The 19,535-nt window shown below is 68.9% G+C and carries 11 protein-coding genes; 4 read left to right on the plus strand and 7 right to left on the minus strand.

Annotated features, from left to right (window positions below):
* Positions 1–10: 10 nt before the first annotated feature.
* Together pks13 and VMD50_RS08730 are read left to right on the plus strand one after the other, a co-directional pair.
* Positions 11–5,320 carry a polyketide synthase Pks13 gene (gene pks13, locus VMD50_RS08725; RefSeq protein WP_325426824.1) on the plus strand — a complete coding sequence of 1,770 codons (5,310 nt, stop codon included), beginning with the start codon at positions 11–13 and terminating at the stop codon, positions 5,318–5,320.
* Positions 5,321–5,327: 7 nt separating this feature from the next.
* Complete coding sequence (locus VMD50_RS08730) at positions 5,328–6,902, plus strand: acyl-CoA carboxylase subunit beta (RefSeq protein WP_325426826.1); 1,575 nt, start codon at positions 5,328–5,330, stop codon at positions 6,900–6,902.
* Positions 6,903–6,956: 54 nt separating this feature from the next.
* On the opposite strand, the gene VMD50_RS08735 is transcribed toward VMD50_RS08730, so the two are convergent.
* From VMD50_RS08735 to VMD50_RS08750, 4 genes are all read right to left on the minus strand, one after another.
* Positions 6,957–8,738 carry an acyl-CoA dehydrogenase family protein gene (locus VMD50_RS08735; RefSeq protein ID WP_325426828.1) on the minus strand — a complete coding sequence of 594 codons (1,782 nt, stop codon included), beginning with the start codon at positions 8,736–8,738 and terminating at the stop codon, positions 6,957–6,959.
* Between the two features lie 53 nt (positions 8,739–8,791).
* On the minus strand, positions 8,792–9,517 hold the full coding sequence (locus VMD50_RS08740; RefSeq protein ID WP_325426880.1) for a Crp/Fnr family transcriptional regulator: 726 nt from the start codon (positions 9,515–9,517) through the stop codon (positions 8,792–8,794).
* A 67-nt stretch (positions 9,518–9,584) separates the two neighbouring features.
* Positions 9,585–10,064, minus strand: coding sequence for an FHA domain-containing protein (locus tag VMD50_RS08745; protein WP_414686027.1), 480 nt, complete (start codon positions 10,062–10,064; stop codon positions 9,585–9,587).
* Positions 10,061–10,543, minus strand: coding sequence for a hypothetical protein (locus VMD50_RS08750; RefSeq protein WP_414686028.1), 483 nt, complete (start codon positions 10,541–10,543; stop codon positions 10,061–10,063). Before VMD50_RS08750 ends, VMD50_RS08745 begins: the two co-directional genes overlap by 4 nt.
* 180 nt (positions 10,544–10,723) lie before the next feature.
* Between VMD50_RS08750 and VMD50_RS08755 the strand changes: the two genes are divergently transcribed.
* Positions 10,724–10,957, plus strand: coding sequence for a DUF1918 domain-containing protein (locus VMD50_RS08755; RefSeq protein ID WP_325426832.1), 234 nt, complete (start codon positions 10,724–10,726; stop codon positions 10,955–10,957).
* Between the two features lie 13 nt (positions 10,958–10,970).
* Here VMD50_RS08755 and VMD50_RS08760 read toward each other — a convergent pair whose 3' ends face one another.
* The 3 genes from VMD50_RS08760 to VMD50_RS08770 form a co-directional block, all read right to left on the minus strand.
* Positions 10,971–11,477: a hypothetical protein gene (locus VMD50_RS08760; RefSeq protein ID WP_325426834.1), complete on the minus strand. Its 507-nt coding sequence runs from the start codon at positions 11,475–11,477 to the stop codon at positions 10,971–10,973.
* 186 nt (positions 11,478–11,663) lie between these two features.
* Entirely contained in the window at positions 11,664–14,900 is a 3,237-nt protein-coding gene (gene embB / locus VMD50_RS08765) for an arabinosyltransferase EmbB (RefSeq protein WP_325426836.1), read from the minus strand.
* Positions 14,897–18,196: an arabinosyltransferase domain-containing protein gene (locus VMD50_RS08770; protein ID WP_325426838.1), complete on the minus strand. Its 3,300-nt coding sequence runs from the start codon at positions 18,194–18,196 to the stop codon at positions 14,897–14,899. Before VMD50_RS08770 ends, embB begins: the two co-directional genes overlap by 4 nt.
* Before the next feature lie 198 nt (positions 18,197–18,394).
* Between VMD50_RS08770 and VMD50_RS08775 the strand changes: the two genes are divergently transcribed.
* Positions 18,395–19,534, plus strand: coding sequence for a BTAD domain-containing putative transcriptional regulator (locus VMD50_RS08775; RefSeq protein ID WP_325426840.1), 1,140 nt, complete (start codon positions 18,395–18,397; stop codon positions 19,532–19,534).
* The last annotated feature ends 1 nt before the right edge of the window (position 19,535 follow it).

Raw genomic sequence — 19,535 nt, forward strand, 5'->3', positions numbered from 1 at the left:
CCCGGGAACCATGACTGACACAGAACCTGACAACAACTCCACCTCAGCGGCGGAGGGGAACCTCCCCGCCAAGAAGAACGACATGACGGTCCCCGAGATGCGCCAGTGGCTGCGTAACTATGTGGCCCAGGCAACCGGGCAGTCGCCCGATTCGATCGACGAGTCGGTGCCGATGGTCGAGCTGGGGCTGTCTTCGCGCGACGCCGTGGCGATGGCCGCCGACATCGAGGATATGACCGGTGTCACCCTGTCGGTCGCGGTGGCTTTCCAGCATCCGACCATCGAATCGCTGGCGACCCGGATCATCGAGGGCGAACCCGAAAGGGCCGACGACGACGTCGACATCGTCGACTGGTCGCGCAACGGGCCCGCGGAGCGCGTCGACATCGCGATCGTGGGCCTGTCCACCCGGCTGCCCGGCGACATGAACAGCCCCGACGAAACCTGGCAGGCGCTGCTGGAGGGCCGCGACGCCATCACCGACCTGCCCGAGGGCCGCTGGTCGGAATTCCTGGAAGAGCCGCGGCTGGCCGAGCGGGTCGCGAAGGCCCGCACCCGCGGCGGCTATCTGAAGGACATCAAGGGCTTCGACTCCGAGTTCTTCGCCGTCGCGAAGACCGAGGCCGACAACATCGACCCACAGCAGCGGATGGCGCTGGAGTTGACCTGGGAGGCGCTCGAGCACGCCCGCATCCCGGCGTCCAGCCTGCGCGGCGAGTCCGTCGGCGTTTACGTCGGTGTCTCGAACCACGACTACGGATTCCTGGCGATCTCGGACCCGACCGTCGCGCACCCCTATGCGATCACCGGCAACGCGATGTCGGTCATCGCCAACCGGGTGTCGTACTTCTACGACTTCCGCGGTCCCTCGGTCGCGGTCGACACCGCGTGCTCGAGTTCGCTGGTGGCGGTCCATCAGGCGGTGCAGGCGCTGCGTAACGGCGAAGCCGACGTCGCCGTCGCCGGCGGCGTCAACGCGCTGCTCACGCCCGCGGTGACCCTCGGTTTCGACGAGATCGGCGCGGTGCTGGCCCCCGACGGCCGGATCAAGTCGTTCTCCTCGGACGCCGACGGCTACACCCGCTCCGAGGGCGGCGGCATGGTGGTGCTCAAGCGGGTCGACGACGCCCGCCGCGACGGGGACCAGATCCTCGCCGTGATCGCCGGCACCGCGGTCAATCACGACGGCCGGTCCAACGGCCTGATCGCGCCCAACCAGGACGCGCAGGCCGACGTGCTGCGCCGGGCCTACAAGGACGCCGGGATCGATCCGCGCACCGTCGACTACATCGAGGCGCACGGCACCGGGACCGTCCTGGGCGACCCGATCGAGGCCGAGGCGCTGGGCCGCGTGGTCGGCAGGGGACGTCCCGCCGATCGGCCGGCGCTGCTGGGCGCGGTGAAAACCAATGTGGGCCACATGGAGTCGGCGGCCGGCGCGGCCAGCTTGGCCAAGGTGGTGCTGGCGTTGCAGCACGACAAGCTGCCGCCGTCGATCAACTTCGCCGGACCGAGCCCGTACATCGACTTCGACGGGATGCGGTTGAAGGTCGCCGACCAGGCGACCGACTGGCCGCGCTACGGCGGCTACGCCCTCGCCGGGGTGTCGAGCTTCGGTTTCGGCGGCGCCAACGCGCACGTGGTGGTCCGCGAGGTCCTGCCGCGTGACGTCGTCGAAAAAGAGCCCGAGGCCAAACCCGAGGTGAAGGCCGCCGCCGAAGCGGCCGAGGCGCCCACCCTCGAAGGCCACTCGCTGCGGTTCGACGACTTCGGCAACATCCTCACCGACACGCCCGTGGCGGACGAGGAAGAGCCCGACCTGCCGGGCGTGACGGAAGAGGCGCTGAGCCTCAAAGAGGCCGCGATGGAAGAGCTTGCGGTGCAAGAGCTTCCGCCGCCGGTGATCCCGCTGGCCGTGTCGGCGTTCCTGACGTCACGCAAGAAGGCCGCAGCCGCCGAGCTCGCGGACTGGATGGAAAGCCCCGAGGGGCAGGCGGCGTCGCTGGAATCGATCGGCCGGTCGCTGTCGCGCCGCAACCACGGCCGCTCGCGCGCGGTGGTGCTGGCGCACGACCACGACGAGGCGGTCAAAGGCCTGCGGGCCATCGCCGAGGGCAAGCAGCGGCCGAATGTCTTCAGCGCCGACGGGCCGGTGACCAACGGCCCGGTGTGGGTGCTGGCCGGATTCGGCGCGCAGCACCGCAAGATGGGCAAGAGCCTGTACCTGCGCGACGCGGTCTTCGCCCAGTGGATCGAGAAGGTCGACGCGCTGGTCCAGGACGAGCTGGGCTACTCGGTGCTCGAGCTGATCCTCGACGACTCGCAGGACTACGGCATCGAGACCACCCAGGTCACCATCTTCGCGATCCAGATCGCGCTGGGTGAGCTGCTCAAGCACCACGGCGCCAAGCCCGCCGCGGTGGTCGGCCAGTCGCTGGGCGAGGCCGCGTCGGCCTACTTCGCCGGCGGGCTGTCGCTGCGCGACGCCACCCGGGCCATCTGCTCCCGTTCGCATCTCATGGGCGAGGGCGAGGCGATGCTGTTCGGCGAGTACATCCGGCTGATGGCGCTGGTGGAGTACTCCGCCGACGAGATCAAGACGGTGTTCTCCGACTTCCCCGACCTGGAGGTGTGCGTCTACGCCGCCCCCACCCAGACGGTCATCGGGGGCCCGCCCGAGCAGGTGGACGCGATCATCGCCCGCGCGGAATCGGAGGGCAAGTTCGCCCGCAAGTTCCAGACCAAGGGCGCCAGCCACACCTCGCAGATGGACCCGCTGCTCGGCGAGCTCGCCGCGGAGCTGCAGGGCATCAAGCCGATGAGCCCCACGTGCGGGATCTACTCGACCGTGCACGAGGGCAGCTACATCAAGCCCGGCGGCGACCCGATCCACGACGTCGACTACTGGAAGAAGGGCCTGCGTCACAGCGTCTACTTCACCCATGGGATCCGCAACGCCGTCGACAGCGGGCACACCACGTTCCTGGAGCTGGCGCCCAATCCCGTCGCGCTGATGCAGGTGGGTCTGACCACGGCCTCGGCGGGTCTGCACGACGCCCAGCTGATCCCGACGCTGGCGCGCAAGCAGGACGAGGTCGAGTCGATGGTCTCGACCATGGCGCAGCTGTACGTCTACGGCCACGACCTGGACGTGCGGACCCTGTTTACCCGCGCCAAGGGGCCCCAGGATTACGCGAACATCCCGCCGACCCGCTTCAAGCGCAAGGAGCACTGGCTGGACGTGCACTTCTCGCACGGCACCAGCTCGGTGCTCATGCCGGGCAACCACGTCGCGCTGCCGGATGGCCGCCACGTCTGGGAGTACTTACCGCGAGGCCTGACGGACCTGGCGGCGCTGGTGAAAACCGCCGCGGCCGAGGTGCTTCCGGACGCGCAGCTGACGGCGGCCGAGGAGCGCGCGAAGCCGAGCGAGGGCGCACGGCTGGTGACGACCCTGACCCGGCACCCCGGCGGGGCGTCGGTCCAGGTGCACGCGCGCATCGACGAGTCCTTCACGCTGGTGTACGACGCGCTGGTGACCCGGGGCGGCTCCGAATCGGTGCTGCCGGCGGCGGTCGGCGCGGGCACGGCGATCGCGGCCCCGGTCAACGGCGCCGCGTCGGCCGCGGACGCTCCCGGCGAGGACGCGGACACGGAGACGCTGGCCGACAGCCTGACCAACCGGTACATGCCTGCCGGGTTCACCAAGTGGTCGCCGGACTCGGGCGAGACCATCGCCGAGCGGCTCGGCGCCATCGTCGGCGCGGCCATGGGCTACGAGCCCGAGGACCTGCCGTGGGAGGTGCCGCTGATCGAGCTGGGCCTCGACTCGCTGATGGCGGTGCGGATCAAGAACCGCGTCGAATACGACTTCGACCTGCCGCCCATCCAGTTGACGGCGGTGCGCGACGCCAACCTCTACGCCGTCGAGAAGCTGATCGAGTACGCGGTGGAGCACCGCGACGAGGTCCAGCAGCTGCACGAGCACCAGAAGACACAGACGGCCGAGGAAATCGCCCGGGCGCAGGCCGAATTGCTCAGCGGCGCGTCGGCCGCCTCGGTGGTGGCGCCGGCCCCCGACCCGCAGGGGGAGCCGGCGACGCAAGCGCCGCCGGCCTCGGACGTCCCCGTCCCGCCGCCGCCGACGAACCCGTCGGGGCCGACCTCGAACGGCAAGCGGCCCGACCTCGCGGCCGCGGTCGACGTGCCGCCGCGCGACGCCGCCGAGCGCGTCGCCTTCGCCACCTGGGCGATCGTGACCGGCAAGTCGCCGGGTGGCATCTTCAATCCGCTGCCCACGCTCGACGGCGACGCCGCCGCCAAGATGGCGCAGCGCCTCTCGGAGCGCGCCGTGGGGGCACCTCCCGCTTGCGGGGGAGGTCCGATCACCGCCGAGGACGTGCTGGCGTCGGAGAACATCGAGGCGCTGGCCGAGAAGGTGCGCGAGTACCTGGAGGCGGGGCAGGTCGACGGGTTCGTCCGCACGCTGCGGGCCCGGCCGGAGGGCAGCACCAAGCCGCCGGTGTTCGTGTTCCACCCGGCCGGCGGCTCGACGGTGGTCTACGAGCCACTGCTCAACCGGCTGCCGTCCGACACCCCGATGTACGGCCTCGAACGTGTCGAGGGCACCATCGCCGAGCGCGCGGCGCAATACGTGCCGAAGCTGATCGAGATGCAGGGCGACGGGCCGTACATCCTGGCCGGCTGGTCGCTGGGCGGCGCGCTGGCCTACGCCTGCGCGATCGGGCTCAGGCAGATGGGCAAGGACGTCGAATGGGTGGGGCTCATCGACGCGGTGCGTCCGGGCGAGGAGATCCCGCAGACCAAGGAGGAGATCCGCAAGCGCTGGGATCGCTACGCCCGGTTCGCCGAGAAGACCTTCAACGTCACCATCGACGAGATCCCCTACGAACAGCTCGAGGAACTCGACGACGCGGGCCAGGTCCAGCTCGTGCTCGAGGCGGTCAGAGCGAGCGGTGTGCAGATCCCGGCCGGGATCATCGAACACCAGCGCACGTCGTACCTGGACCAGCGGGCAATCGACACCGCCGAAATCCAGCCCTACGACGGGCACGTCACGCTCTACATGGCCGATCGCTACCATGACGACGCGATCATGTTCGAGCCGCGCTACGCCACCCGCAAGCCGGACGGCGGCTGGGGCGAGCACGTGTCCGACCTCGAGGTCGTACCGGTCGGGGGCGAGCACATCCAGGTCATCGACGAGCCGATCATCGCCAAGGTGGGGGCGCACATGACCCAGGCCCTGAACGGGATCGCGGCAAAGCACCAGCCGGACACGTCCGAAAAAGTGAGGTAGGCGAGTAGTGACGGAGACCGTGCCAGCCCCCGTTCAGCACACCACGGCGGAGAAGCTGGCCGAGCTGCACGCTCGCCTCGAACTGGCCAAGGAGCCCGGCGGCGAGAAGGCCTCCGCCAAGCGCGACAAGAAGGGCATCCCGAGCGCCCGCGCCCGCGTGCACGCGCTGGTCGATCCGGGCACCTTCTTCGAGATCGGGGCGCTGGCCAAGACGCCGAACGACCCGAACGCGCTCTACGGGGACGGGTGCGTCACGGGGCACGCCATGATCGACGGCCGGCCGGTCGGGGTGTTCTCCCACGACCAGACGGTGTTCCAGGGCACCGTCGGCGAGATGTTCGGCCGCAAGGTCGCGCGGTTGATGGAGTGGTGCGCGATGGTCGGCTGCCCGATCATCGGCATCCAGGACTCGGGCGGGGCCCGCATCCAGGACGCCGTCACCTCGCTGGCCTGGTACGCCGAGCTGGGCCGTCGTCACGAGGCGCTGTCCGGGCTGGTGCCGCAGATCTCGCTGATCTTCGGCAAATGCGCTGGGGGAGCGGTCTATTCGCCGATCCAGGACGATCTGCTCGTCTCGGTGCGCGACCAGGGCTACTTCTTCGTCACCGGGCCCGACGTGATTCGGGAAGTCACCGGCGAGGAGGTCACCCTCGACGAACTCGGTGGCTCCGACGCCCAGGCCCGCTACGGCAACATCCACCAGGTGGTCGACTCGGAGGCCGAGGCGTTCCAATACGTCCGCGACTACCTGTCGTTCCTGCCGTCGAACTGCTTCGATAAGCCGCCGATCGTCAACCCCGGTCTGGAGCCGGAGATCACCCCGACCGACCTGGAGCTCGACGCGATCGTGCCGGACTCCGACAACGCGGCCTACGACATGCACGAGATCCTGCTGCGCATCTTCGACGACGGCGACTTCCTCGACGTCGCCGCGCAGCACGGGCCCGCCATCATCACCGGATACGCGCGCGTCGACGGCCACCCCGTGGGGGTGATCGCCAACCAGCCCATGCACATGTCGGGGGCGATCGACAACGAGGCGTCCGACAAGGCGGCGCGGTTCATCCGGTTCTGCGACGCGTTCAATATCCCGCTGGTCTTCGTCGTGGACACCCCCGGGTTCCTGCCGGGCGCCGAGGAGGAGAAGAGGGGCATCATCAAGCGCGGCGGGCGGTTCCTCTACTCCGTCGTAGAGGCCGACGTGCCCAAGGTGACCATCACGGTCCGCAAGTCCTACGGCGGCGCGTACGCCGTGATGGGGTCGCGGCAGCTGACCGCCGACTTCAACTTCGCCTGGCCGACGGCGCGGATCGCGGTGATCGGCGCCGAGGGAGCCGCGCAGTTGCTGATGAAGCGGTTCCCCGACCCGACGACCCCCGAGGCGCAGCAGATCAAGAAGGACTTCATCGAGGGCTACAACCTCAACATGGCGATCCCGTGGACCGCCGCCGAGCGCGGCTTCATCGACGCGGTCATCGACCCGCACGAGACGCGGCTGCTGCTCCGCAAGTCGATGCACCTGTTGCGGGACAAGCAGCTGTGGTTCCGCGTCGCCCGCAAGCACGGCTTGATCCCGGTTTAGTTCCCAACGCGAGCAGACGCAAAAGCCCCCAATTCTTAGGCGTGTCGCGGGCTTTTATGTCTGCTCGCCGGCAAAGGCGCCGTCAGCCAACTCGTCGAAACGGTCGAGCGCCTCGTCGGATTCGGCGTCGATCCCCCGCAGCGGCCCCCGATCCGCGAGATGGCGGTGCGCGTACAGCCGCGCGACGAGCGCCTTGCGCTCGCTGCCGCGGGTTTCCCGCTCCCACGCGGCCTGCTCGGTGAGCAGCGCGCCCGCATAGACGTCGCCCATGAACTGCGCCAGCGGGAACAGCCGCGCCTCGGCGACACCGCCATCGAGCTTGCCCCACGCGGTGATGGCCGCGTCGAGGTCCTCGACGCGGCTCGCGATCAGGCGAGTGGTTTCGTCGTCGTCGGAGACTGACACGGCGTCGCCCAGCCGCGCCAGCAGCGCCTCGTGGGCGCCGGCCCGCTCGATGCCGCGCTGCACGTCGAGGCACAGGATGTTGTCCGGGCCCTCCCAGATGGTGTTCACCTGGGCGTCCCGCAGCAGCCGGGCCACCGGCCACGTCTCGACATAGCCGTTGCCGCCGTGGATTTCGATCGCGTCCGACGCGGCGGTGATCCCCAGCCGGCACACCTTGAGCTTGGTGACGGGCACCGCGATGCGCTGCCGCACGCTGCGGGGCTGGCGGTGGTTGACCGCGCCCGTCCCGTCGAAGACCAGCGCGAGCGCCGCCTCGACGTCGACGATCATCTCGGCGAGCTTGCGCCGCATCAGCGGCTTGTCGATGAGCGCCCCGCCGAACGCGTGCCGCTGCCGGGCGTAGCACAGCGATTCGACCAGCGCGCGGCGGGCGTTGCCGAGCGCGAACTGGGCGATGCCGAGGCGCGCGGCGTTGGTGAGTTCCATCATGCGGCCCAGCCCCTTGCCATCGGACGGGCCGCCGTCGGACGTCGGCTCGCCGGACAGCAGAAAGGCCTCGGCGTCGACGAACTCGACCTCGCCGGAGGCCACGGAACGAGTGCCGAGCTTGTCCTTGAGGCGGCGCACCCGCACCCCGTTGCGCGAACCGTCGCGCCGGTTGCGCAGCACGAGGAAGTTGGCGACGCCGCGGGTCGAGTCGAGCGCGCCCTCCGGCTTGGCCAGGACGACGAACGCCTCCCCCGCGCAGTTGGAGGCGAACCACTTGAAGCCGTTCAGCAGCCACGCATCGCCGGACCGTCTCGCGGTGGTCTCCAGCGCGCCCAGGTCGGAGCCCCCGGTGCGTTCCGTCAGCAGCTGCGCGGTCTCGCCTGCCCACTCGCCGGAGGCGAACTTGGCCAGCACGTGCTCGGCCACGTCGCGCGGCGCGTAGGCGGCCACCAGCGACTGCACCATGCCGCCGCCGGTGCCCAGCGCGCAGCCCATCCCGATATCGGCCTGGTTGAGCAGATAGTTGGACGCGAACAGCGCCAGGCCCGAGCTCACCTCGGCGCCCCGGGCCGCGTCCCGGAGCGCCTGTTGGGCGTCGAGCACCGCGCGCTTGGACTGGGTGAACGACGTCGGCATGACGACCCGGCTGACGTCGTGTCCCCATCGGTCGTATCGCTCCAGCCGGGGTGGGTTGCGGTCGGTCTCCTCGGCCCAGCGCGCCACCGGGCCGCCCATCAGGTCCCCGATTCGGGTCAGATGGGGCTCCAGCACCGCCAATTCGCCGGGCTGCAGATAGTAGGCCATGGTGAGCTGCAGGGTGGGGTCGGTGAGGTACCAGTTGAGCCCCACAGCTCCGCGGTAGCTGTCCGTCCGATAGCGCTGCGACTTTTCTTCAGTCGAGAACGGCAGCCTGTCCACCGCTTCCGGGGCGTAGTCGCTCATGCCGCGACGGTATTACAGGCGCGACGCCGAGTGAAGGACGCTCGAGCCAATTCTCATGCGGTGGCGCGCAGCGGGCGCCGCCGACAGACGCCCGGGGCGGCGCCCGCCGCGGCACGGCCGGCGAGCGCGTCGGCGTCGGTTATCAGAACGCCCTTGCTTTGCAACGTGATCCAGCCCCGGGAAGCGAATTCGCCCAGTGCTTTGTTGACCGAGACCCGGTCGGCGCCGACGAGTTGGGCCATCTCGTCCTGGCTGAGCTCGTGCGCGACCCGCAGCGCATCACGCTCGCGGGTTCCAAAGCGCCGGGCCAACAGCAACAGCTGGCTCGCCACGCGGGTGGCCACATCGCTGGAGATCAGCTCGATGAGTTGGTCCTCGGTATGTTGTAGCCGCTGGTTCAGTGCCCGCAGGAGTTGCTCGGCGATCACCGGCCGGTGGGCTATCCAGGCGCGCAACGTGGCACGGTTCACCCACACCGCGCGCACGTCGGTGATTGCCGTCGCGGTGCAGGACCGGGGGCCGGGATCGAACACCGCCAGCTCGCCGAAGACGTCCGCCGGGCCCATGATCGCCCGGAGATTCTCGCGGTCACCGGGACCCGTCATGCTGATCTTGACCTTGCCCGTGACGATGATGTACACGCGATCACCCGGGTCCCCCTGAGCGAAAATTCGCTGCCCCGCCCTGAATTCGCACGTATGCAGCTGGTCGACCATCGCCGACGCCGTCTCGGGTTCGACGTGACGCAATATCCCGGCCTCGCTGAGGAGCCGGGTCAGGATCAGGTCCACGTCGCCTTGCTCGACGCCGGGTGCAGCGCTCACGAAAGCTCTCCTCGTCGGCGTATCAACCGGTCACCGGCCCGGTGAGAAAAACCAGGCGGAAATTGCCGATCTGGATCTCGTCACCGTTGGCCAGCACCGCCGAGTCGACGGCTTCGCGGTTGACATAGGTACTGTTCAGGCTGCCGAGGTCAACGACGCGGAAATGGCCGTTCTCCCTTCGGAACTCGGCATGCCTGCGGCTGACTGTGATGTCGTCGAGGAAGATGTCGCTGGCGGGATGCCGACCCGCCGACATGATGGGCTGCTGCAGGAGAAACTGCGACCCGGCATTGGGACCCCGCTTCACGACGAGCGTGCCCGAGCCCCGTCCCATTGTTGCCATGTCCTCGACCGCTGCGTCGGCGACGGCCATCGACGTGTCCAACTCGTCGCGCATATTAGCGCGCAAGGCGGGCCCGATGTCGGCGGTGCTTTCGTCGGGTGCTTGACCCGATTCGCGGGCGCGGGTTGGCCGCTGTGACGTTGACACCGTCGTGGTCATGCTGCCCGGGGAAGATCCGGGGTTGTGGTTGCCGCGTGCGATGCCGGTTGGCGCGGTGCCGGGGCCCAGCCGACGTAGGTGAGGTAAAGCCCGACGACCGCGAAGATCAGGCAGGCCGCAATCCACCAGGCTTGGGCGCCGATCATGCTGTTGGCCAGCGAAACGAAAGCCTGGGGAAAGGCGAAAAGGAGCAGCCCGCGCAGCACGATGAGCCAGCCCAGCAGCGACACGGTGATCGCCGCGGCGCCACGCCAGTATGGGTGCGCGGCGACGACGAAGAGGCCGAACAGCAGAATGAAGGCCCCGGTCACCCAGGTCCACAACGAATTCGCTTCAAACTGGGACAGCAGTGTCCGCATGTCCGAAGCGCGCGCCAGCGCAGTGACGTCGACAATGACGAGGAATGGACCGAGCACGCGCGCGAAAAAACGCGTCCTTGCCTGCGGCTCTGATGAAGCGTTCATTGGCGTGCCTTTCATCCGACGCCCGTTACTGGACACCTGTATCGGACCATTTCACCGAAGCGTGGAAATAGGGACCGAAGTCCCGTTCGTCCGGGGCGTTCGTCCTCGCACGTCAGCGGTGACCTATGGCCCTCCCTCGGCAGGTCCGCCGCGGTGCATGATCGGCTCGGAAGTCAACGATCAGAGGAGTCGATGATGAAGGCCAACGTGGGTGACTGGCTCGTGGTCAAGGGGACGACGACGGAGCTGGCGGATCAGCGTGGCGTGATCACGGAGGTGCACGGGGCCGACGGGGCACCGCCGTACGTGGTGCGCTGGCTTTCCAACGGCCATGTGGCCACGGTGTTTCCGGGTTCAGACGCCATCGTCGTCACGGCCGCCGAACAACAACGGGCCGACGAACGGGCGCGGCACGGGGCCGCGCACTGACTTTGCTGACGGCTTATACGGGCACCAGGAATTCGGACGTATAGAACTCGGCGGGGTTCTGGGAGTTTGGGTTTGCGCGCTCGATAATCACCCAGATCCCCGTCGTGTCCTGCCGAATGCTGTCTTGAACAGTCACCGTCGCGTTGCCGGCCCCGTCGGTGTCCATTCCGGTAAAGGCGGTGCCCGGTGCCCCGGGTCCGCAGGTGGCCGATGAGGGGCGAGGTTCCTGGATAAGGCCGACGTCGTAATGGGTGCCCGGCTCGTTGGGGACCGCCATGTGCACCTGCGCGACGGCTCTCGATCCGGAGGCGCTGATGAGGGCCGAACCGGTGCCTTCGGGTGGCTGCGGGACCCACGCCGCCTCGGTCACCTTGCTGAAATCACAGCGTCGCTCATAACTGTCCAGAACCACCGTGGTGCCGCCCTCGGCGGCCGCGTCGGCGATTTCGAAGGTCGCCGCCGGGGAGATCACCACGTCGATCGCCGCGGCGCCAGTGCCTAAGCGTGTGAGCGTGTGCATCGGGTCACCTTTTGACGCGAGTGTTAGTTACCCCACCGGGGAAATAGGTATTAACCCGCAGTTCACAAAGCTAAACATTCGGACCGCAATTACCCGGACGTTAATTTCGACCGATTATTCGACGAGTGACCAATTAATGGCGCCCAACTCTAAGAATCCGTTGCAATACAACCGATTCCGTGTTAGCTAGGGCTTGATTCGGATCTCTCCGGGTGACCACCACCCGCTACGCGTCGCGGTGCCCAGATCGAGCTGGGCGGGCCGGGCGTCGGCGATGGTGTCGAATTTGCGCAGTGAGCCCCAGTCGCGGCCCCAGTCGCGGGACAGGTAGGTGGACATCACGTGCGCGCGCAGCAGCAGGTCGGTGATGCCCAGCAGCCCGCCGTTGACGCCGTCCTCCCAGGTGTCGGTGTCCTGCTTCTTGGCGTTGTAGTCGGGAGTGATCCGGAACTTCGGGATCTCGGTGACACCGTTGACGTGCAGCATCGGCTGCTGGCAGGGGAAGGCCAGCCCGACCGCCCAGTCCAGCAACACCGGCTGCGACGAGCCGACGTACTCCTGCAGCGAGCGCAGTTCGGGCACCCGCGGCGGGGTCACCGCGATCCAGTCGTCCGGCGTCAGGGACAGGTCCTCGGCCACCACCCGCACCGCGACGGCGTCTGCGGGCATCTGGGAGCGTGGGAAGCGCAGGTTGCGCCACACCTTCGGCTGCTCGCCGTACAGGTCATAGGGCACCAGCCGCCCGGCCGGCTGCACGGAGCCGCCGGGACCGGGCCTGCCGAATTCCAATTCCACGGTCTGCCCGCTGGTGTGGTGGTGCAGGATGCTGTTGCCGGCGATCGTGCCCGCGGCGGTCACCACCAGCAGGGGATGCCCGGCGTCGGGCTTCGGCAGCTGGTACCACGCCGAGGTCAATCTGCTCTGCTGCTGCGCGCCGCTGGTATAGCTGCCGGCCAGCGGAACCTGATCGGGGTTGAGGCCGTAGGGCAGCGGCACCGTCGACCCGTTGATGCCCGGCGCCGTCAGCTTGAGCGGCGCATCCCAGTCGTAGTCGGTACCGGGCTGCGGCACCGCAGTCTCCTTGATCGACTCGGCCAGTGTGCGGTCCGGCACGCCGTTGGGGGTGAATCCTGTGGGGTTGACACCACCCAGCGGTCCCAGCGGGCCCCAGGAACCCGAGTTGGCGGGCAGGGGCGCCATGAAGCCCGCGTTGCTGTCCGGCTCGACGAGCACGTCGTCGGCCAGGCCGCAACCTCCGCTGAACTCGCGCAGGTTGTCCCAGGCGTTGGAGTACGTGGGGTACTGGCGGACGATGCCGGCCACCATCGACGCCACGAACACCAGCGTCATGAAGCCGGCGGCGATGGGGATGGGCGCCGCCGTCAGCGCCCGCGCCAGGCGGCCCTCGCCGTGCTCCGGGGACGCGAAGTGCAACCAGACCGTATACACCGCGGCGATCGCGAACAATGCGAAAAAGATTGTGCTGATTGTGGTTCCGGCGATTTTAGGCATGCTGCTGTTGAACGGCACACCGTAACTGGAGACGTACCACCAGCCGTTCGTGGTGGCGAAGCACAGCGCCAACACGAACAGCACCGCCGCCAGGAACGCCATCCGGTTGCGCGACCAGCGCAGCACCTTCGGCGACACCAGCACGGTGGTCAGCGCGGCCATCGCCGCGCCTACCGCGGCGAACAACCCGAAGTGATGCACCCATTTGGTGGGGGTGAACATCAGGAAGAACATGGTGCCGAAGATGACGCCCATCAGACGCCACGCCGGCCCGCGCGCCACGCCGGGGATTCGCTTGCGCCGCAACATGATGAACATCGCGGTGAACAAGCACAGCGCGGTGATCAAGAATCCGAACCGGCGCGACAGGGAGCCGTCGACGGTGGGCAGGATGAGGTAGTAGTAGCGCAGGTTCTCGGTGTACCACGCCTGGCTGGGGCCGATCGCGGTGCGAATCCTGGTGGCTTCCAACACCGTCGACAGCGTCTGGTCGGCGAACACCACGGTGAGGATGACGAATCCGGCCGCGAGCATCGGGGCCACCAGCGGCCACGTTCCCACCAGGCGGTGGCGTCGCACCAGGATGCGCAGGATCGGTCGACCGCCGGCAACCAGCGCGGCGACCGCGATCAGGCCGGTTGGCTGGATACCGAGCGTGAACGCGGCGGCGATCACCGCCAGCGCCGCCGGCGTCAGGCGGCTGTAGCGCATGGAACGCTCGATCAGCACGTAGGTGATCAGCGAGCCGACGGCGATCTGGCCCTCGGGGCGCAGGCCGTTGTCGAACGGCATCCAGGCGGCCAGCAGCACCATGCCCGCCGCCCAGTTCGCGGCCTTGCTTCCGGCCACCGCGGGCCCCAACCGGGGGAGCACCTCGCGCGATAGGAGCAGCCAGCACACCAGCCCGGCGACCAGGTCCGGCAACCGCATCCACAAGCTGGCGTCGCTGACCTTGGTCATCAGCGCCAGCAGGTTGTAGTACCAGCCGAAAGGGTCCTCGGGGCTGCCGAACCAGCGGAAGTAGTTGGACATGTAGCCGGCGGGACCCGCGACCCGCGCCATGCCCAGGATGTAGCCGTCGTCGGAGGAGTTTGCGCCGATCACATGCCACAGCAAGAAGCCGAATATGACCGTGGCGTCGGCCAGGGTAAAGGTGCGCCAGTTCGCGGGAATGAGCCGGCGCATCCGGTGCCCGTCCAACTGGTCGAGGCGCCACAGCGCGACCAGCGAGACGATGGTGGACACGATCGCCAGCACCATCGCGACAAGTTTCAGCGTCGTCGGTGTGGTCGAGAACCGGGTGTCGATGGTCGCCGAGAACCGCAGCCCGGGCGGAGCGGGACCCGTCAGATCCGTGAACACCCCGACGATCTGGGGGCGCAGGTTGGGATCGGGGAAACCACCGCCCAGCGGCTTGCCCGCCGGATCGGTCAACCCGACGAAGGTGGCGTAGGCGCCGGCCTTTGTGGAGGTGATCTCGATGCGCTGGCATTGTGGGGATTTCGCCTGATCCCGGGGGACGCTGGCGATCACCACGTTGCGATCGGTGACGTCGACGCGCTTGGCGTTGGCGACGACGAACAACCCGTTCAGCGCGGCATCCTTGCCCTTCTTGGGCGCCGTACTCAGCACCACCCCGCCATCGGGTGGCAGCGCGCGCACCACCGAGCACGGCACGGTCACCGTCACGTCGACCGGTGTGAGCGAGATCAGCGGTGCGGTAACGCTGTTCAACTGGCCATTTTGCGGCCAGTTCAGCGTCGCCGTGGTCTGCACGACGGGAAGCAGCGGCGTCGCGACCGACAGGACGAAGCCGATCAGCCCGGCGATCGTCGCGACCCAGCGCGTCACGCGCACGTCTTGACGCGGGGCCGCCGTGTTCTCTCGGGTCCTGACGGTGGTGACGCTCATGGCAGAGCTCGAATCGGTCCCTGCCGGGTCCAGCCGCGCACTGTGATCACACCCTGTTCTATAGCGGCGACCGGGGCCTGATCTGCCGGCACCAACGGGTAATACTGCTCGACCGACCCCCAGTCGCGATACCAGTCACCGCGCAGGTATGTCGAGACCGTCGAGGTGCGCAGCATCGCCTGCGTGACCAGGAACGGGCCGCCGGCCTCGCTGGCCTCCCACCCGTTCGACGATGCCGCCGTCTGTTTGTGGTCGGGCAGGATGCGGTATTGCGGGAGTTCGGCAACGCCGAGGTGTTCGGAGAACGGCCGCTGGCAGGGGAAGTTCGCCGCGGTCGCGATGTCCATCAGCACGGGTGTATGCGATCCGATCAGTTGCTGCAAGGTCTGCAGCACCGGGACCCGCGGCGGCGTGAACGCGAACCACTGCTCGGAGCTCAGGTTCGGGTCGTAAGCGACGATGCGTGCGACGTTGGCCTCCGGGGGCGCCCAGGTGAGCGGGAACCGCAGGTTGCGCCAGGCGGGCTCCGGCCCGATGTCGATCGGGTACACCTCCGCCAGCGGCCGGGTGCTGCCGTCGGGGCGAGCGACGCCCCACTGCAATTTCAGCTGCTGCCCGTAGGTGAAGGTGCCGTCCTCTTTGTACGACCAGATGGCGCCGGTGGCGGAGACCACGACGATCGGCCGGTCCGGGCTGCGGGGTGGCAACTGGTACCATTCCGAGGTCGCCGTGGCGGCTAGCGAGTTTTCCCCGTAGCTGCCCATCACCGGTGTGCGGGCGGGGTCGAGGCCGAACGGCAACGCCGCGTGCGATCCGTTCACGCCGACGGAACCCTTCCCGCCGGCAGTGCCCGCGGAGTCACTCATCGAGGCGTTGGGCTTGTTGGGTGACGCGTCGGAATTCACCACCCCCGGCTTGGTCACCACCGGGTAGGACCTCAGGTCATCGCCCACCCCGTCGGGCTTGAACCCGACCGGGTTGTTCCCGCCGAGCGGGCCGTCAGCGCCGAAGGTCTGCCCCGGCGCCGGCTGCAACATGCCGGCATTGGGGTCGGGCTCGGTCAGCACGTCGTCGGCCATCGCACAGCTGGTGGGCGACAGCCCGGAACTGAGTGCGGCCAGGTTGGCCTTCGCGGTGGTGTAGAGCGGATAGCGGCCCACGGCGCCCTTGGCCAGCGACCCGACTTCGCCCAGCACCATGATCGTCGCGACCACCAGCAGTGGGGTCGATGCCAGGACGCGGTTGCGCCGGTTGTCCTTGACTTCGGTGTGGCCGGCGTAGTCCATGCGGAAGTGCTGCCAGGCGGCCAGCAGGCCGGTGATGATCGACAACGTCAGGAACATGGACGTCACCGGATGGCTGGCGATGACCGGCTGGATGTCCCACCACGGCACCCCATAGTTGCCGACGTAGAACCAACCGTTGATGCCCGAGGTGGCCCACGCCAGCACGAACAGCAACGCCGTCACGTACAGCGTCAGGTTGCGGCGGTTGTGCAGGCCGATCCGCGCGCAGGCGAATGCGGTCACCGCACCCAGCGCCCCGGCCAACCCGGCGAACGCGCCGAACTGTACGGCCCACTTCGTCGGGGTGAACGTCAGGAGCAGCAGGCCGAGCGCGGTGGTGCCGATCAACCGCCAGGCCGGGCCGCTGGCCAATCCGGGTACCCGGCCGCGGCGCAGCAGGATGACCAGCATCCCGAACAGGCACAGCAGCAGCACCAGCACCGCGAACCGCCGCGCCATCGAGCCGTCGGGGTTGGACTCGACCGTGAGGAAGTAGTAGCGAAGCCAATCCTGGTACCAGGCGATTGTCGGGCCGACCTTGTACTTGATGCGCGCCGACTCGGCGACGGTGGCCAGCGTCTGGCTGCGGAACACCACCACGAGGATCAGCGACAGCGAGGCGGCCAGCACGAGCAGCGGCGCCAACAATCCGTCGGTCTCCCGGCGCCGCCGGATCGCTCGGGCGATGGCCCGGGCGCCCGTCAGCAGCGCGGCGACGGCGATCAAGCCTTGCGGTGCCAGCGTCGCGGTCAGCATCGCGACGATGATGGCGACCGCCGCGGGGGCCAGCCCCCCGAGCGCGATCGCGCGTTCCACCAGCATCCAGGTCAGCACGACGCCCAGCGCGATCAGCGGCTCGGGCCGCAGGCCGTTGTTGAACGGCAGCCAGGCGGCCAGGAAGACCGCGGCCGCCGTGAACACCGCGACCCGGTTTGCCCCCAGGCCGCCCCGCCCGGGCCCCAACCGCCGCAGCATCCAGTGGCCGATGATCAGCCAGCAGGCGATCCCGGCGAGCGTCGCCGGCAGCCGCATCCACACCCCGGCCGTGCTCACCGACGCGAGCTTGGCCAGCACCCCGAGGTACCAGTCGAACGGCGCGTCCGTCGTCCCGAAGTAGCGGTAGTAATCGGCCACGTACCCGGCCTGTGGGGCGACGCGGGCGATGGTCAGGTTGTAGCCGTCGTCCGACGAGGTGGCGCCGATGACGTGCCAGACCAGCAGCGTCCCGATGACCGCGATGTCGGCGAGCCACGTCGCGGCGCCGACGCGCAACCACGAGGGCCGATGCATGCGCCAGGAGCGCCAGTTGATCCGGGTGTCGCCGCCGCGGCTGCGCCGATCCAGCGCCGCCATCGCGGCGATGGCCGCCAGGACCGCCAGGGTGCCGATGGCCATCACGATCGCCTTCAGCGCGGTGGGCGCCGTGATGAACCGGGTGTCGATGTCGACGCGGGCCGAAAGTCCCGGCTGCGCCGGCACCTTCAGGTCGGTGAAGATGCCGCCGACCTGAGGCTTCTTCTCCGACGGCAGGATGCCGGAGGCGCCGGGGATGCCGGCGAAGTCCGCGCCCGCCGCACCGGCGTCGGCCCACACGTGCAGGACGCTGCAGGCGCCGGCCGCCACCGCCGAGCGCTGCGCCACGGCGGCCACGGTGTCACGGAACGCGACGACGATCACGTCTTTGTCGGCCCGCACGAAGAGCCCGTTTTTGCCGGTGTCCACCCCGCCGGCGGGCAGGGTCGAGACGACCAGCCCGCCTGCCGGGGGCAAGGTGGCCATCGCCCGGCACGGGATGGAGATGTCCAGAGCGCGGGGTGCCCCGGACACCAGCGGGGCGGTGATCTGGGTGACGTGCCCGTCCGTGGTGCCCTGAGGCCACAGGACCGTCGCGGTCGTCTGCTTCACCGGAAGCAATGGAACGCTGACGCACAGCAGCAGGCCGACAAGCCCCGCGACGACGGCGATCGACCGTGGTATGCGCAGCGATCGCTCATTACGGTCGTGGGGCACGAGGCTCGATGGTAGGGGACGCGGCTGAGTGCGGTGAGGACGCGGGGCCGCGCTCGGCCCGAGGACGAGCCGCACAGTTGGGTTGAGTGCGGTGAGGACGCGGGGCCGCGCCGGCGGCCCGGTGATTTGCCGCGCCCCCGGCACGAAATAAACTCAACACCCGGAACGGCCCCGATGACCCAGGAGGCTGGCGGCGCGATGACGAATGCAGGCCTCGGGTTCGGCGTCTTGGGACCGTTGCTGATGACCAGCCACGGGGTGCGGGTCCCGGTGGGCGCTCCGAAGCAGCGCGCGGTGCTGGCCATGCTCCTGATCAACCGCAACCGGCCGGTGTCGGTCGACTCGTTGATCAACGCGGTGTGGGACGAGGATCCGGTGCCCGCCGCGCGCACCAGCATCCAGGCCCATGTGTCGAACCTGCGCCGGCTGCTGCGCAGCGCCGGCGTCGACCCCTACCAGGTGCTGGCGAGCGCACCGCCCGGGTATCAGCTCAGCGTCGCCGACGCCGACTGCGACCTGGGGCGCTTCACCGCCGCGAAGGTCGCGGCAAACCAGGCCGCCGCGGCCGGACGCTTCGACGAGGCCAGCCGGCATTTCTCGTTGGCGCTGGGCGAATGGCGCGGGCCGGTGCTCGACGACCTGCGCGACTTCGCCTTCGTCGACGCCTTCGCCACCGCGTTGATGGAAGAAAAGGTGGCCGCCCATACCGCGCGCGCCGAGGCCGAGATCGCGTGCGGGCGCGCCGGGGAGGTCATCGGTGAGCTCGAGACGCTCACCGCCGAACACCCCTACCGCGAACCGCTGTGGGCGCAACTGATCACCGCCTACTACGTCACCGAGCGGCAGTCCGATGCGCTCGGCGCCTACCGGCGGCTCAAGACGGCCCTGGCCGAGGGGCTCGGCATCGACCCGGGCCGTACCGTCAGCGCGCTGCACGAGCGGATCCTGCGCCAGGAACCGTTGGGCTTGAAGCGGGCCGACCTGACCACCCACAAGCGCGGCGTCTACCACCAGGAGCCGACGACCGCGTCGATACAGCTGGCGGAGTCCACGCCCGCCCGGCTGCGCGACCACACGGGACGCTTCCATCCGCTCACGGGTGCGATCACCCGGATCGGGCGCTTCACCGACAACGACATCGTCCTCGACGACACCGACGTCAGCCGCCACCACGCCGTCATCACCGACACCGGAACGGGCTTCATGATGACCGATTTGCGCTCCACCAACGGGGTGGAGGTGCGGGGTCAGCGCATCCGCGGCAGCGCCAGCCTGGCCGACGGCGACCACATCCGCGTCGGCGGCCACGAGTTCACCTTCGAAATCGGCCCGCGCTGAG

Source organism: Mycobacterium sp. (assembly GCF_035506235.1).
Lineage (GTDB): Bacteria > Actinomycetota > Actinomycetes > Mycobacteriales > Mycobacteriaceae > Mycobacterium.

Excerpts from the sequence above, each read along its gene's own strand:
- VMD50_RS08735 (WP_325426828.1), bottom strand. The coding sequence starts at position 8,738 with ATGAGCGACTACGCCCCGGAAGCGGTGGACAGGCTGCCGTTCTCGACT.
- VMD50_RS08760 (WP_325426834.1), bottom strand. The coding sequence starts at position 11,477 with ATGCACACGCTCACACGCTTAGGCACTGGCGCCGCGGCGATCGACGTG.
- VMD50_RS08750 (WP_414686028.1), bottom strand. The coding sequence starts at position 10,543 with ATGAAAGGCACGCCAATGAACGCTTCATCAGAGCCGCAGGCAAGGACG.
- VMD50_RS08755 (WP_325426832.1), top strand. The coding sequence starts at position 10,724 with ATGAAGGCCAACGTGGGTGACTGGCTCGTGGTCAAGGGGACGACGACG.
- pks13 (WP_325426824.1), top strand. The coding sequence starts at position 11 with ATGACTGACACAGAACCTGACAACAACTCCACCTCAGCGGCGGAGGGG.
- embB (WP_325426836.1), bottom strand. The coding sequence starts at position 14,900 with ATGAGCGTCACCACCGTCAGGACCCGAGAGAACACGGCGGCCCCGCGT.
- VMD50_RS08775 (WP_325426840.1), top strand. The coding sequence starts at position 18,395 with ATGACGAATGCAGGCCTCGGGTTCGGCGTCTTGGGACCGTTGCTGATG.
- VMD50_RS08745 (WP_414686027.1), bottom strand. The coding sequence starts at position 10,064 with ATGACCACGACGGTGTCAACGTCACAGCGGCCAACCCGCGCCCGCGAA.